The organism is Pseudomonas sp. SJZ103 (assembly GCF_007828335.1).
In the GTDB taxonomy this organism is placed as follows: domain Bacteria; phylum Pseudomonadota; class Gammaproteobacteria; order Pseudomonadales; family Pseudomonadaceae; genus Aquipseudomonas.
Genome location: NZ_VIUN01000003.1, coordinates 487,492 through 500,805, shown reverse-complemented (window position 1 = coordinate 500,805; position 13,314 = coordinate 487,492). Strand labels below are relative to the sequence as shown.

The window sequence follows — 13,314 nt, the reverse complement described above, 5'->3', positions numbered from 1 at the left end:
GATGGCGGTGGGTCAGTCAAAGATGCTCCAACTGATCCACTGCTATCGGGGGCAAGCCCCCTCCCACATTTGAAGTGCGTTGCCTCTAAGGTTTGCGCCAGACACTGGCCAACCAAGGCTGCTGCTCTCGAGGCAACCCCGCCGGCCGGTAGTAATGCTCCAGCTCCACAAACCCGGCGGCGGTGAGCAGTGTTTGCCACGCCTCCAGGTCGTGATAAGCCCCATAGCGCGGCCCATTCCAGCCTTCCTGGTTCTCACCCCGCGGGTTGGAGCTGAACAGCACGCCCCCAGGTTTCAACGCCCCATGCAGTTGTTTGAGCACACGCGGCAGTTCCTGCTTGGGGATATGAAACAGCACCGCATTGGCAAAGATCCCGTCAAAGCGTTCAGCCGGTAAATCCAGCTTGAGGAAGTCCTGCTGCAACACCTCACAGCCGCTGTCTTCGCGCGCCATCTGCGCAAACCGCTCGGAGCCATCCAGGCCGACGGCGATATGCCCCATGCGCGTAAAGGTCTGCAAATCCCGCCCCGGCCCGCAGCCGAAGTCCAGCACGGTAAAGGGCGCAGTGCCTTGGATATGCCGCAGCAGCGCGTCGATGTTCTGGCTCACATCGTGATCGCGGGTGCCTTCACGGAAGTCCTCGGCCACCTTGTTGTAGTGGCCGAGGGTGGTGGACGTGATCTGGTCGAGGTCGTCGGGCTTGAGGGGCATGGTGGGCAATACCGGGTGTTGAGATGACCCGACTATACCTTGTGGCGAGCGGGCTTGCCCCGCGTTGGGCTGCGCAGCAGCCCCAGCTTTCAGCGCTTGTTCAGCACCCGCGCCAACCGATCGCCACCCAACTGGATCACCGCCACCAGGATCACCAGCAGCACAATCACCGTGAGCATGATCTGCGTATCAAAGCGCTGGTAGCCGTAGCGATAGGCAATGTCGCCCAAGCCGCCCGCACCAATGGCCCCGGCCATGGCGGACGAGTTGATCATGGTCACCAGGGTGATGGTGAACCCGCCGACAATCCCCGGCAGCGCTTCGGGCAGCAGAACATGCCAGATGATGTGCCAGCGCCGGCACCCCATGGCCTGGGCGGCTTCAATCAGCCCGTGGTCGACCTCGCGCAGACTCACTTCGGCAATGCGCGCGAAGAACGGTGTGGCGGCGATGGTCAGCGGCACAACCGCCGCCCACACGCCGTAGGTGGTGCCGACGATCAGCCGCGTGAAGGGGATCAGCGCCACCATCAGGATCAAAAACGGAATCGAGCGGAACAGATTGACGAATGCCCCCAGCACCCGGTTCAGCGCCGGTGCCTGGTAGATGCCGGCCTTGTCGCTGGTCACCAGAAACACCGCCAGCGGAATCCCCACCAGCAAGGCGATCAACGATGACACGCCGACCATCAACAAGGTGTCGATGGCACCCTGCACTAAACGATCAAACCACATAGCCCAGCACCTCCACCTGTTGTGCCCAGTTCGCGGCGCGGTTGCGCAGTTCTTCGGTGTTATGGGGTGACCCGTTCACCGCCAGCAGCAGTTGCCCCAAGGCATGCCCCTGAATCCGTTCGACACCGCCTTGCAGCAGACGCACGCGCCCGCCGAGGGCGCTGAACAGCGCGGCCAGGTCCGGTTCATCGCTGGCACTGCCGGTGAACTGCAAGCGCAGCACCACGGCGGCGTCCGGTGATTCAGGCTGGGTGTGCAAACGGTTTTGCAGTTCTTCCGGCAGCCCATGTTGCAGCGGCGCCAGCAGGGTCTTGCTGACCTCGTGCTGTGGGTTGCCAAACACTTGCCACACCGGGCCTTGCTCGACGATGCGCCCGTGTTCGAGCACCACCACGCGGTCGCAGATGTCGCGGATCACCGCCATCTCATGGGTGATCAACACGATGGTCAGGCCCAGGCGCCGGTTGATCTCGCGCAGCAGGCCGAGGATCGATTGGGTGGTCTCCGGGTCAAGGGCCGAGGTGGCTTCGTCGCACAGCAGGATCTGCGGGTCGTGCACCAGCGAACGGGCAATGCCCACGCGCTGTTTCTGCCCGCCGGACAGCTGCGCCGGGTAGGCCTTGTGCTTGTCCTGCAACCCCACCAATTCCAGCAGCTCGCGCACTTTTTGCTCACGCTGGGGCTTGGGCACGCCGGCTACTTTCAGCGGCAATTCGACGTTCTGCCACACGGTCTTGGCCGACATCAGGTTGAAGTGCTGGAAGATCATGCCGATACGCCGACGCAGCGCCACCAGGTGGTCTTCGTCGAAGTCGCCGATGTCGACCTGATCGATCAACACGCGCCCGCTGCTGGGTTGTTCCAGGCGGTTGATGGTGCGGATCAGCGACGATTTGCCGGCGCCGCTGCGGCCGATAATGCCGAACACTTCACCGCGCTGGATCGCCAGGTCGATGCCTTGCAAGGCATGCACGCCGCCGTCGTAGGTTTTGCCCAGGTTGATAAAACGCACGTGCGCGCGGTTCAGGTCCGGATGCAGCTCTGTCTGTTCGGCGTCTCTGGGCGGTGAACCCAGGTCGCGCAGTTGAGAGTGGGCGGCGGTCATTTTTTATCGTCCCAACCGACTTGGTACAACTTGCCGAGGGATTTATCCAACGCCGCGCGCACCACTGGCGAGTGCTGGTAGATGTCGACGAACTTGATCACGCGCGGGTCGGTTTTGCTCTTGGGCTGGATCACGAACTGGATCACGTATTCCGGGTGGTCGAGGCCGTCGAACAGCAGCGCCGACTCGGCATCGAAGGTCTTGGACAGGCGGATGTACGCCGGGTAGCCCTGCACCAGGTCGGCATCGTCATAGGCGCGCACCAGCTGCACGGCCTCGACTTGCAGGATCTTGATGTTTTTCGGGTTGGTGACGATGTCTTCTTCGGTGGCCTTGTAGCCCACGCCCGGCTTGAGGGTGATCAAGCCGGCCTTGGCCAGCAGTTGCAAGCCGCGACCGCTGTTGATCGGATCGTTGGCAATCGCCACGCTGGCGCCTTGGGGCAGGTCGTTGATGCTTTTGTATTTCTTCGAGTACAGGCCGACGTTGTTGATGATGCCCGGCGCGTACGGCACCAGGTCAAAACCGGCGGCGGCCTTGGCGTTTTCCAGGAACGGGATGTGCTGGAAGTAGTTCACGTCAATATCGCCGGCGGCCAGGCTGACGTTGGGCGCGATCCAGTCGGTGAACTCCACCAGTTCGACGTTCAGGCCTTGCTTGCCGGCTTCGGCGACAGCGGCTTCCAGGGGAATCGCGAAGGCGGCAGTGGTGCCGATTTTCAACGGTGCATCGGCGGCGAACACCGCCGAGCTGAACAACCCGAAGGCCAAGGCCAGTGCTTTGACTGGGTTATTGAGGAATGTCTTTTTCATAGTGGGTTTCCAGTCATAAGGTATTAGGACAAACAATGCAGATCCAATGTGGGAGGGGGCTTGCTCCCGATAGCAGTGGTTCAGTTGGCAAATGTGGTGACTGATACACCGCTATCGGGAGCAAGCCCCCTCCCACATTTTTCAATCAGTGGCGGTAGGTCGAGCCGGTGTGTTGTTCAGGTAGGCGAGCACTGGCGTGGAAGACTTTTTCCCGTAGCGTGCCGCTCTCATATTCGGTCTTGTACGACCCCCGCTTCTGCAACTCCGGCACCACCAGGTCGATAAAGTCCACATAGCTTTCCGGCGTGACAATGCGCGTCAGGTTGAAGCCATCCAGCCCGGTTTCGCTGATCCAGGATTCCAGCTCGTCAGCGACCTGTTCGGGCGAGCCGACCAGGGTGATATAGCGTCCGCCGAGGGCGTGCTGCTCGAGCAATTTGCGCCGGGTCCAGTCGTTGTTTTGCAGGTTCTTGGTGGCCGACTGGATCGCGTTGCTCTTCACGTACTGGATCGGTTCGTCGAGTTCGTATTGGGAAAAATCAATCGCGGTGGACGCCGAAAAGTGCGCCACGCCGGCCTCCGCACTTGCATAGCTCAGGTACTCGGCATGCTTGGCCCAGGCCAGTTCTTCGGTGGCGCCGACGATCACGTTGAGGCCCATGAACACCTTGATGTCTTGCGGGTTGCGTCCGGCCTCGACCGCGCTGGCGCGCACCTTGTCCACCTGCACTTTGGTCGCGGCCTTGTTTTGCCCGCTGATAAACACGCACTCGGCATGGCGCCCGGCAAACACCAAGCCACGGTCCGAACTGCCGGCCTGGAACAGCACCGGCGTACGCTGCGGCGACGGTTCGCACAGGTGATAACCCTCCACCTGATAGAACTCGCCATGGTGCTCGACCTTGTGCACCTTGCCCGGCTGCGCGTAGACCCGCGCCTGCGGATCGTTGAGCACCGCGTCGTCTTCCCAGCTGCCTTCCCAGAGTTTGTAGAGCACCTCCAGGTATTCATCGGCCTGGTCGTAGCGCCGGTCATGCTCGACCTGTTCGGTGAGGCCCATGGCCTTGGCGGCGCTGTCGAGGTAGCCGGTGACGATGTTCCAGCCCACCCGGCCACGGCTCAGGTGGTCGAGCGTGGACATGCGCCGGGCGAACAGATACGGCGGCTCATAGGTGAGGTTGGCGGTCAGGCCGAAACCGAGGTTGTTGGTTACGGCGGCCATCGCCGAGACCAGCAGCAGCGGGTCGTTGACCGGCAGTTGGATCGACTCCTTGAGCGGCACATCGATGGAGTTCTGGTACACGTCATACACGCCGACGATATCGGCGATGAACAAACCGTCGAACAGCCCGCGCTCCAGGGTTTGTGCCAGGTCGGTCCAGTACTCGATGCTTTTGTACTGGGTGGACGTGTCCCGTGGATGGGTCCACATGCCGTGGTTGATATGCCCGATGCAGTTCATGTTGAAGGCATTGAGCAGGATCTTTTTCTTTGCCATCAAATGGTCCCCCGCAGTGGCGGGTTTTCAGCGTTGAGGTAGTAATTGCCTACAGCAAAGTACTTCCAGCGCACCGGGTCGTGCAGGGTGTGCACGCGGGCGTTGCGCCAGTGGCGGTCGAGGCCGTGCTCGGCCAGGGTGGCCTGGCTGCCGGCCAGTTCGAACAGGGTGCTGCCGGCGGCCAGGGAAATCTCGGTGCTCAAGGCGCGGACTTCAGCGACGGCGATGGACGCCGCCGCCACGGTGTCGGCATTGCTGTTGGCCTGGGCGCGGTCGAGGTGTTCGCCTGCGCGTTCCAGCAATGCCTCGGCGGCGTGCAGGCGAATGCTCAGGTGGCCGAAGCTCTTCAGGGTCAGCGGGTCTTCGGTGGCTTTGTCGTTGCCGGAATCGATCCACGGGCGGGTCTTGGTGCGCACAAAGTGCAGCGCATCTTCAAAGGCCGCGCGGGCGATGCCGGTGTCGATGGCGGCGTGAAGAGTCTGCGCCAGCGGGCCGACGGTGGTCGGGCGCTCAAACGCACTCTGGAACGGGATCACGTCTTGCGCCGCAACCCACACGTTATCGAACACCACCGAGCCGCTGCCGGTGGTGCGCTGGCCAAAGCCGCTCCAGTCGTCGATAACCGTCAGCCCCTCGCTGTCGCGGGGCACGAAGGCCAGTTGCTGGATGCCGTGTTCATCCACCACCGAGGTGGGGATGCGCTGGGCATAGATCGCGCCGGTGGCGTAGAACTTGCGGCCGGTGATGCGGAAGCCGTCGCCGTCGCGGGTGATGGACGTAACACGGTCGTGGGCGGTCTTGGTGCCCAGTTCCGCCAGGGCGTTGCCGAAACGCTGGCCAGCGAGCACTTCGGCATACAGGCGTTGTTGCTGTTCAGGGCTGCCATTCACGCGCAGCACTTCGAGGGCGTAGAAATGGTTTTGCGGAATCTGGCCCAGGGAGGCATCAGCCTGGGCGATGAGGGCAATGACCTTGGCCAGGGTGACGTTGGACACACCGGCACCGCCGTATGCCTTGGGCACGCTGATGCCCCACAGGCCGGAGCGCGAGAACACGTCCAGTTCGGGCAGCGGCAGGCGGCGTTCGCGGTCGCGCTGGGCGCTGTCGCGGCGCAAGTCTTCGGCCAGGTCGCTGGCGACAATAAGGGCTTGTTCGTCGCTGGTGATAACCGCGACACGGTGAGAAAGGGTCATGAGTTTCTCCAGAGGTCTGGTCGGTTAAATCCAGGAATGGCGAGCCGGCAACGTGCCGTTCAAGCGATAGGCACCGACGGCGTGATACTTCCAGCGCACCGGGTCGTGCAGGGTGTGCACCCGGGCGTTGCGCCAGTGACGGTCGAGGTTGAACTCCGCGAGGGTGGCGCGGCTGCCGGCCAGTTCGAAGAGCTTTTCGCTGACCAGCAACGACACTTCAGTGGTGAGCACCTTCGCCTCGGCCACGGCAATCGACGCACGCGCGGCGGACTGTGCGGTGATCGGCTCGGCGCTGACCTGGTCCAGCACTTGCCCGGCCTTGCGCAACAGCGCTTCGGCGGCGTGCAGTTCGATCTTCAGCTTGCCGATATCGGCGATCACGTAGAGGTCATCGCTGGCGCGCTCGACCTTGGCGTCGATCCACGGGCGCGAACGCTCACGCACAAAGGCGATGGTGTCATCCAGCGCGCCACGGGCGATGCCGGCGTCGATGGCGGCCTGGATCAGTTGCGAAACGGCGCCCTGGATAGTCGGGCTTTCGCCGATACGCCAGTTTTCAACGACCAGATCGGCCTCCACTGGCACGCGGTCCAGCAGCACGGTGCCGCTGGCGGTGGTGCGTTGGCCGAAGCCCGACCAGTCATCCACGATGCGCAGCCCTTCGGTGCCACGGCGCACAAACGCCATGACCTGCTTGCCGTCGTCGTTCAGCGCCTTCACCGCCACCCAGTGGGCAAACAGCGCGCCGGTTGAATAGAACTTCTGGCCGCTGATCACGTAGCCGTCGCCTTGGGCAGTGATGCGCGCCTTGAGCTCCAGGGTGTTTTTGGTGCCGCGCTCCGGGCCGCCATTGCCGATGCGCCAGCCGTCGAGGACGCTCTGGAACAGCTGCTCTTTCTGGCGCCCGGTGGCGGCGCCCTGCAACACCTGCAGGATGCCGAAATGGTTCTGCGGGATCTGCCCGAGGGCCGGGTCTGCCGCGCTGATGATCGCGAAGACTTCGGCCAGGGTCACGAATGAGACTTGTGGGCCGCCGTATTCGCGAGGAATGGAAATACTGCCCAGCCCACTGCGGGTGAATTGTTCGATCTGCGCCCACGGCAGCTTACGTTGCTGGTCACGCTGGGCGGCTTGCAGGCGCGCGGCCTGGGCCAGCTCGTGGGCAGCCTTCAGCGCCTCTGCATCGTTGCGCAGCACGGTGGCCGGCAACAGCAGGGGAGCAACGTCCAGATGATTCTGGGGGGGTGTTAGAGCCAAGTTAGACATCAGTGCCGCTCCTTGGCTGCACGTAATGCCCTGGCGTTATGCACCGGGGTAATTCTGACCATACCGACCTCGCATTCAATGAAATGAAAACAGAAAAATCAAAGATGTCCGGTGGTCCGGTGCATATACCCTAAGCGTGTTAAATATTTAAATAAACTAACTTTTGGGAATATGCATAGAAGGTCTGCTACCCAGGTTCGCAGGGTCAGCCAAGGGGGCGCGGTTGATAGATCCGCGCTCTCCCGACCGGCTGGCTCGGCGCGCAGGCGGCAATGCGTAAGGTGCGGGTCGGAGCCCAGCGCGAATTGTTGCCGACACGATCGAGAATGCAGTACGTCACCTCCAGGCGGCTGTCGTCACCTGCCTCGACAATTACCGTCGAAGGCACCCACACCTGCACGACCACCCCGACGCCTTTGGCCTGGATCTTGGGCAGGTCCATGCGTACATCTCCCCAGCGCAGGGTGATGGCATCGCCCGTGGCCATATTCAGGTAAGGCGCGATGGTCAGCGGAATACCACGTCGTACCTGGCGATCGTTGACGCCGTAGCGGCGGATGGTCTCGGGCAGGCCTACAGGGGCAAGGTTCTGGTTTTCGTCGCTGCAAAGCGGGGAGGGCGGGCCTCCCGGACAGTTGGTTTTTACCCGCACGTGGGCCCTGGCCGAGCAGGCGGGTGTGTGGCCGATTTGCATGACCCGGTAGTGAACTTCAGCGGGGCCATCCTGCACAAAACTTTCCGGCACCCGCAGATGGGTTGGCAGGCCGACCTTGCCTGCGGTCACCCGCCGTGAGGCCGCAAAGCAGTTGTTCCAGAACAGCTCGATCAGATCGCCTTCATCCATGCCGGGGTAGGGCTCGATATCGATCTGCAGGTGTGCGGCCGCCAGGGCGTTGATGCCATTTCGAAGGGCCTGGGGCAGCGTCGGGGCGGTGAGCAGGGGGCGTGTCATAAGTAATCTCCTTGATGCAGCCAGCAGCAACCGTTCCGGGCCCTTGGCGCGGGTGCGCGCTGGGTCCGAAAAGAACGATTCGGTGAATAGCCGGGATAGGATCCAATCCTCTGGACGCTAGATAAGAGGGTTGGCCAAGGAGCGTCAATGGAGGCAAAAGGCTAAACGGCGGGTTGGCGCAGATTCAGAAGGGTCTGACTGGGCGGGGGATTTTAAGGGGGGAGTGGTGGGGAGATTTACTCGGTGGAACGAGGCGTTCCTGTAGGAGCTGGCTTGCCAGCGAAGAACGTCCAGACGACACGGTTAATTCGGTTAAACACGTTATCGTTGACGATTTTCGTTGGTAAGCCAGCACCTGCAGGTGGATCTCAGTGGGCCAGGAATTTGCTCAGGAACTGCCGGGTGCGTTCCTCCTTGGGGTTGGCGAACAACGCCTTGGCTTCGCCTTGCTCCACGATCACACCCTTGTCGAAGAAGATCACCCGGTTGGCGACATCGCGGGCAAAGCTCATTTCGTGGGTGACGATGACCATGGTGCGGTTTTCTTCGGCGAGGCTGCGGATGGTTGCCAGTACTTCGCCGACCAGCTCCGGGTCCAGCGCCGAGGTGGGTTCGTCGAAGAGGATCACCTCCGGCTCCATGGCCAGCGCGCGGGCAATCGCCACGCGCTGTTGCTGGCCGCCGGAAAGACGCCGTGGGTAGGCGTCTTCCTTGCCCGCCAGGCCGACCCTGGCCAACAACTTGCGCCCCAACGCGATAGCCTCTTCACGCGGCATCTTCTTGACCACGGTCGGCCCTTCGATGACGTTTTCCAACGCCGTGCGGTGGGGGAACAGGTTGAAGTTCTGGAACACAAAACCCACGTGCTGGCGCAGGCGCCGCACCAGGCCTTGTTGCTGGTTGAGCGGTTTGCTGCCGTCGATCTGGATGTCGCCCACCTTGATGCGGCCGCTGGTGGGTTCTTCGAGAAAATTCAGGCAGCGCAGGAAGGTGGTTTTGCCGGAACCGCTGGGGCCGATGATGGCGACGACTTCGCCTTCCTTGACCTCCAGGTCGATGCCGTTGAGTACCACCTGACCGTTGAATTGCTTGGTCAGTTTTTCAACCACGATCATGCTTCAAGACTCCAGGTCATGCCGGTTGACCCGGTCTTCCAGGCGGTTTTGGAAATGCGCCAGGATGCTGGCCAGTACCCAGTAGATCAGGGCAGCGGACAGATACATGGTGAAAATTTCGAAGGTGCGCGCAGACACCAGTTGAGCCTGGCGGAACAGCTCTGGCACCTGGATGGTGGCGGCCAGCGCGGTGTCCTTGACCAGCGAAATAAAGCTGTTGCCCAACGGTGGCAGGGCGGTGCGCATCGCCTGCGGCAGGATGGCCCGGCGTAGAGTCTGCGCACGGGTCATGCCGATACTGGCGGCGGCCTCCCACTGGCCACGCTCGATGGAAGCGATGGCGGCCCGCAGGATTTCACAGGCGTAGGCGGCCATGTTCAGCGAAAAGCCGATCATGGCGGCCGGGATCGGATCCAGCTCGATGCCCACTTGCGGCAAGCCGTAGTAGATCAGGAACAGCTGTACCAGCAAGGGCGTGCCGCGAAAGAACGACACGTAGACGCGGGCTGTCCAGCTCAGCAGCTTGAAGCGCGACAGCCGCATCAAGGCCAGGCCGAAGCCCAGCAGCAAGCCGAAAAACATCCCGCCAAGGCTGAGAATCACCGTGTAATACGCGCCCTTGAGCAAAAAGGGCGCGGAGTCCAGCGCGAGTTGGAAACCTGCTTCCATTATTGAGTGACGTCAGCGTTGAAGTACTTCTCGGACAGCTTCTTCAAGGTGCCGTCGGCGCGCAGCTTGTCGAGGGCCTTGTTCACCGCTTCAAGCAGCTCGGGCTCGCCTTTGCGCAGGGCGATACCGGCTTCCTGGCGGGAGAAGGCGTCGCCAGCAGCGGCGGTGTCCGGGGCTTTCTTGGCGTATTCCAGCGCAGCCAGGCGGTCGATCAGGATGGCGTCGATACGGCCGATGCGCAGGTCCTGGAACTTGGTCGGGTCATCGTTATAGGTCTTGATAATGGCTTTGGGTTGGTTGTCCTTGAGCCATTGTTCGTAGTTGGTGCCCAGGCCTACCCCGACTTTCTTGCCGGCCAGGTCGTCGGCGGTCTTGATGGTGTCGACGTTCTTTTTCAGCACCAGCGCCTGAATACCGGACACGGTGTAGGGCGTGGAGAAGTCGTACTTCTTCTTGCGCTCTTCAGAGATGGTGACTTGGTTGACCACCGCGTCCAGACGCTTGGATTCCAGGGCCGCGAGGATGCCGTCCCATGGTGTGGCCTGGAGCTTGACCTTCACGCCCAGCTCTTTGGCCAGGGCTTCGGACAGCTCGACTTCGAAACCGCTGAGCTTGCCGCTTTCATCGACGAAGCTGAACGGCGGGTAGGTGCCTTCCAGGCCGATTTTGATCTCGCCGGCCTTTTTGATGTTGCCCAGTTGCTCGCCGGCAACCGCCTGGCCCAGCCAACCGGCACCGAGAGCCAGACCCAAAGTGCCAACCAGCAACGTGCGACGGAATACAGAAATAGTCATGAAGAGCCCCTGTGTTTTTTATGTTGAGCGAAGCAGGTGACGCAGTAGTCGTATCCTGCCTTAAAGCGCGTAGCGCGTCTTCGTCTACGGCGCGATGATAAAGCCGGGGTTTAAGACTTGAAAACAATATAAATCTTAATTGATATTCTATTTTTGAATATGTGTTGGGTCTAATGTGGGAGGGGGCTTGCCCCCGATAGCGGTGTATCAGTAACAGGTGAGCTGGCTGACACTCTGCTATCGGGGGCAAGCCCCTCCCACATTTAGCCCGCGTTTATTCAGTTGAAAACCGAGTCATAGGCAAACAACGCCGGTGCCCCACCGGTATGCAGGAAAATAATCGGGCCATCTTCAAATCGCTGGCGGCCGATACCGTCGAGCAAGCCGGCCATGGCCTTGCCAGTGTAGACCGGGTCCAGCAGCAGGCCTTCCTGGCTCGCCAATAGCTTGACCGCTGAAAGGGTGCCGGCGTTCGGTTCGCCATAACGGGGGCCGAAATATTCGTCCCACAGGATCACCTTGAACGCCTCGGGGATGTTCACGCCGAGCAACTCGGCCGTGCGTTCGGCCAGGCCCTGTACTTTCGGAAACTGCGCTTCTTCAGTGCGCGATACGGTGATGCCGATCACGGGCAGTTGCGGCAGTACTTCACTCAAGGCCAGGGCCAGGCCGCTGTGGGTACCGGCGCTGCCGGAGGCCAGCACCACGGCGGCGAATTCGATGCCGCTGTCTTCGATCTGCCCGGCCAGCTCCAGCCCGGCGCGCACATAACCGAGGGCGCCGAGGGCATTGGAGCCGCCGATGGGCACAAGGTACGGCTTCTTGCCGTTGCTGCGCAGGCGATCGGCGAGGGCGTTGAGTTGGTCGTCGACGTTGTCGAGGTTTTCCACCAACTCTACCTTGGCGTCGAACAGCTCCAGCAGCAGGCGGTTGCCGTTGCCCAGGTAGTTGGGGTCTTCGGTGCCGGTGGGGTTTTCCAGCAGGGCGACGCAGCCCAGGCCGAGCCTGGCGGCGAGGGCGGCGGTCTGGCGTACGTGGTTGGATTGGATCGCGCCGGCGGTCACCAGGGTATCGGCACCCTGGGCGATGGCATCGGCCGCCAGGTATTCGAGTTTGCGCAGCTTGTTGCCGCCCATGGCCAGCGGCGTGGTGTCGTCGCGCTTGACGTAGATGTCGCGTCCCAACCAGGTCGACAGCCGTTCGAGTTTTTCCAGGGCGGTGGCACCGCCAAGCAGTTCCAGGCGGTTAAAACGGTCGAGCTGTTGCTTGATCATGGCTACGCACGGTGGCTAAGGGATGGAGGGACTATAGGCAGGCACTTTTCATCGGGCAACCGTCAATCGCTTATGCCCGATGGTTCTTAGCATCACACCATTGGTTCTTAAGGGCGGTCAGGGTGCATACCGTAAAGTGATGGCCATTACGTCAGGAGTGAATACCGTGAGTGAGCGTTCCAGCCATTGGCAATTACAGACCATCGTCAGCCAACTGCGCGACGCCCGTGACCAGTGGCGAACGCGCAATGGCCGTTTGAGCGGCGAGCATGGCGGCCGTGAATTGCCGTCCCGGGAAGCCGTTGCGCAGATTCTCGAAGCCCTGTGTGGTGCGCTGTTTCCGATGCGCCTGGGGCCGGCGGACTTGCGTGAAGAGAGTGAAGATTTCTACGTCGGCCATACCCTCGACGTCGCGCTGAATGCCTTGCTGGCCCAGGCGCGTCTGGAGTTGCGTTATGCCGCGCGCCAGGGCGGCCAGGATGACAGCCAGATCGACGCCCATGCCATCCGGCTGATCCAGGATTTCGCCCTGGCCTTGCCTTCCCTGCGCAGCCTGCTGGATACCGACGTACTCGCCGCCTACCACGGCGACCCGGCCGCACGCAGTGTGGATGAAGTGCTGCTGTGCTACCCGGGGATTCTCGCGGTGATTCACCATCGCCTGGCCCACCACCTGTACCGCGCCGGCTTGCCGCTGCTGGCGCGGATCAGCGCAGAAATCGCCCACTCGGCCACCGGTATCGATATTCACCCCGGCGCGCAGATCGGCCCGAGCTTCTTTATCGACCACGGAACGGGCGTGGTGATCGGCGAAACCGCGATCATCGGCGAGCGGGTGCGCATCTATCAGGCGGTCACGTTGGGGGCCAAGCGCTTCCCGGCGGATGAGGATGGGCAACTGCAGAAGGGCCATGCGCGCCATCCGATTGTCGAGGATGACGTGGTGATCTATGCCGGGGCGACGATCCTCGGGCGCATCACCATCGGCAAGGGGTCGACCATTGGCGGCAATGTATGGCTGACGCGCAGTGTGCCGGCGGGGGCGAATATTACGCAGGCGAATTTGCAGCATGATGATGGGGCGCAGAAGTAGACAACCTGCACCGGTCACCTGTGGGTGGGGGCTTGCTCCCGATGGCGGTGGTTCAGCCAGTGCATCTGTGACTGACAGACCGCTATCGGGAGCAAGC

The 13,314-nt window shown here is 62.0% G+C and carries 13 protein-coding genes; 1 reads left to right on the top strand and 12 read right to left on the bottom strand.

What is annotated here, in order from left to right; translation table 11 throughout:
- Positions 1 to 85: 85 nt before the first annotated feature.
- From FBY10_RS10340 to FBY10_RS10285, 12 genes are all read right to left on the bottom strand, one after another.
- On the bottom strand, positions 86 to 712 hold the full coding sequence (locus FBY10_RS10340; RefSeq protein WP_145335771.1) for a bifunctional 2-polyprenyl-6-hydroxyphenol methylase/3-demethylubiquinol 3-O-methyltransferase UbiG: 627 nt from the start codon (positions 710 to 712) through the stop codon (positions 86 to 88).
- Positions 713 to 801: 89 nt separating this feature from the next.
- Positions 802 to 1,446 carry a methionine ABC transporter permease gene (locus FBY10_RS10335; RefSeq protein ID WP_145335773.1) on the bottom strand — a complete coding sequence of 215 codons (645 nt, stop codon included), beginning with the start codon at positions 1,444 to 1,446 and terminating at the stop codon, positions 802 to 804.
- Positions 1,436 to 2,551, bottom strand: coding sequence for a methionine ABC transporter ATP-binding protein (locus FBY10_RS10330; RefSeq protein ID WP_145335775.1), 1,116 nt, complete (start codon positions 2,549 to 2,551; stop codon positions 1,436 to 1,438). Before FBY10_RS10330 ends, FBY10_RS10335 begins: the two co-directional genes overlap by 11 nt.
- On the bottom strand, positions 2,548 to 3,363 hold the full coding sequence (locus FBY10_RS10325; RefSeq protein WP_145335776.1) for a MetQ/NlpA family ABC transporter substrate-binding protein: 816 nt from the start codon (positions 3,361 to 3,363) through the stop codon (positions 2,548 to 2,550). The genes FBY10_RS10330 and FBY10_RS10325 overlap by 4 nt, the downstream gene beginning before the upstream one ends.
- A 145-nt stretch (positions 3,364 to 3,508) precedes the next feature.
- Positions 3,509 to 4,861, bottom strand: a complete 1,353-nt coding sequence (locus FBY10_RS10320; RefSeq protein WP_145335778.1) for an LLM class flavin-dependent oxidoreductase — start codon at positions 4,859 to 4,861, stop codon at positions 3,509 to 3,511.
- Positions 4,861 to 6,054: an SfnB family sulfur acquisition oxidoreductase gene (locus FBY10_RS10315; RefSeq protein WP_145335780.1), complete on the bottom strand. Its 1,194-nt coding sequence runs from the start codon at positions 6,052 to 6,054 to the stop codon at positions 4,861 to 4,863. The genes FBY10_RS10320 and FBY10_RS10315 overlap by 1 nt, the downstream gene beginning before the upstream one ends.
- Before the next feature lie 24 nt (positions 6,055 to 6,078).
- Positions 6,079 to 7,320 carry an SfnB family sulfur acquisition oxidoreductase gene (locus FBY10_RS10310; protein ID WP_145335782.1) on the bottom strand — a complete coding sequence of 414 codons (1,242 nt, stop codon included), beginning with the start codon at positions 7,318 to 7,320 and terminating at the stop codon, positions 6,079 to 6,081.
- Positions 7,321 to 7,525: 205 nt separating this feature from the next.
- The gene (locus FBY10_RS10305; RefSeq protein WP_145335784.1) at positions 7,526 to 8,272 is read right to left on the bottom strand and encodes a hypothetical protein; all 747 of its coding nucleotides are present in this window, start codon (positions 8,270 to 8,272) and stop codon (positions 7,526 to 7,528) included.
- 368 nt (positions 8,273 to 8,640) lie between these two features.
- On the bottom strand, positions 8,641 to 9,387 hold the full coding sequence (gene tcyN / locus FBY10_RS10300) for an L-cystine ABC transporter ATP-binding protein TcyN (RefSeq protein ID WP_053140245.1): 747 nt from the start codon (positions 9,385 to 9,387) through the stop codon (positions 8,641 to 8,643).
- Between the two features lie 3 nt (positions 9,388 to 9,390).
- Positions 9,391 to 10,056, bottom strand: coding sequence for a cystine ABC transporter permease (tcyL, locus tag FBY10_RS10295; RefSeq protein ID WP_032884921.1), 666 nt, complete (start codon positions 10,054 to 10,056; stop codon positions 9,391 to 9,393).
- Positions 10,056 to 10,850: a cystine ABC transporter substrate-binding protein gene (gene tcyJ, locus FBY10_RS10290; protein ID WP_108573701.1), complete on the bottom strand. Its 795-nt coding sequence runs from the start codon at positions 10,848 to 10,850 to the stop codon at positions 10,056 to 10,058. Before tcyJ ends, tcyL begins: the two co-directional genes overlap by 1 nt.
- A 278-nt stretch (positions 10,851 to 11,128) precedes the next feature.
- On the bottom strand, positions 11,129 to 12,124 hold the full coding sequence (locus FBY10_RS10285) for a D-cysteine desulfhydrase (RefSeq protein WP_145335786.1): 996 nt from the start codon (positions 12,122 to 12,124) through the stop codon (positions 11,129 to 11,131).
- A 166-nt stretch (positions 12,125 to 12,290) separates the two neighbouring features.
- Here FBY10_RS10285 and epsC point away from each other — a divergent pair, with 166 nt between their 5' ends.
- Complete coding sequence (gene epsC / locus FBY10_RS10280) at positions 12,291 to 13,217, top strand: serine O-acetyltransferase EpsC (protein WP_145335788.1); 927 nt, start codon at positions 12,291 to 12,293, stop codon at positions 13,215 to 13,217.
- Positions 13,218 to 13,314: the final 97 nt, after the last annotated feature.

What these genes read in the sequence shown, in the direction of transcription:
- FBY10_RS10340 (WP_145335771.1), bottom strand. Translation starts at nt 712, where the DNA reads ATGCCCCTCAAGCCCGACGACCTCGACCAGATCACGTCCACCACCCTC.
- FBY10_RS10335 (WP_145335773.1), bottom strand. Translation starts at nt 1,446, where the DNA reads ATGTGGTTTGATCGTTTAGTGCAGGGTGCCATCGACACCTTGTTGATG.
- FBY10_RS10330 (WP_145335775.1), bottom strand. Translation starts at nt 2,551, where the DNA reads ATGACCGCCGCCCACTCTCAACTGCGCGACCTGGGTTCACCGCCCAGA.
- FBY10_RS10325 (WP_145335776.1), bottom strand. Translation starts at nt 3,363, where the DNA reads ATGAAAAAGACATTCCTCAATAACCCAGTCAAAGCACTGGCCTTGGCC.
- FBY10_RS10320 (WP_145335778.1), bottom strand. Translation starts at nt 4,861, where the DNA reads ATGGCAAAGAAAAAGATCCTGCTCAATGCCTTCAACATGAACTGCATC.
- FBY10_RS10315 (WP_145335780.1), bottom strand. Translation starts at nt 6,054, where the DNA reads ATGACCCTTTCTCACCGTGTCGCGGTTATCACCAGCGACGAACAAGCC.
- FBY10_RS10310 (WP_145335782.1), bottom strand. Translation starts at nt 7,320, where the DNA reads ATGTCTAACTTGGCTCTAACACCCCCCCAGAATCATCTGGACGTTGCT.
- FBY10_RS10305 (WP_145335784.1), bottom strand. Translation starts at nt 8,272, where the DNA reads ATGACACGCCCCCTGCTCACCGCCCCGACGCTGCCCCAGGCCCTTCGA.
- tcyN (WP_053140245.1), bottom strand. Translation starts at nt 9,387, where the DNA reads ATGATCGTGGTTGAAAAACTGACCAAGCAATTCAACGGTCAGGTGGTA.
- tcyL (WP_032884921.1), bottom strand. Translation starts at nt 10,056, where the DNA reads ATGGAAGCAGGTTTCCAACTCGCGCTGGACTCCGCGCCCTTTTTGCTC.
- tcyJ (WP_108573701.1), bottom strand. Translation starts at nt 10,850, where the DNA reads ATGACTATTTCTGTATTCCGTCGCACGTTGCTGGTTGGCACTTTGGGT.
- FBY10_RS10285 (WP_145335786.1), bottom strand. Translation starts at nt 12,124, where the DNA reads ATGATCAAGCAACAGCTCGACCGTTTTAACCGCCTGGAACTGCTTGGC.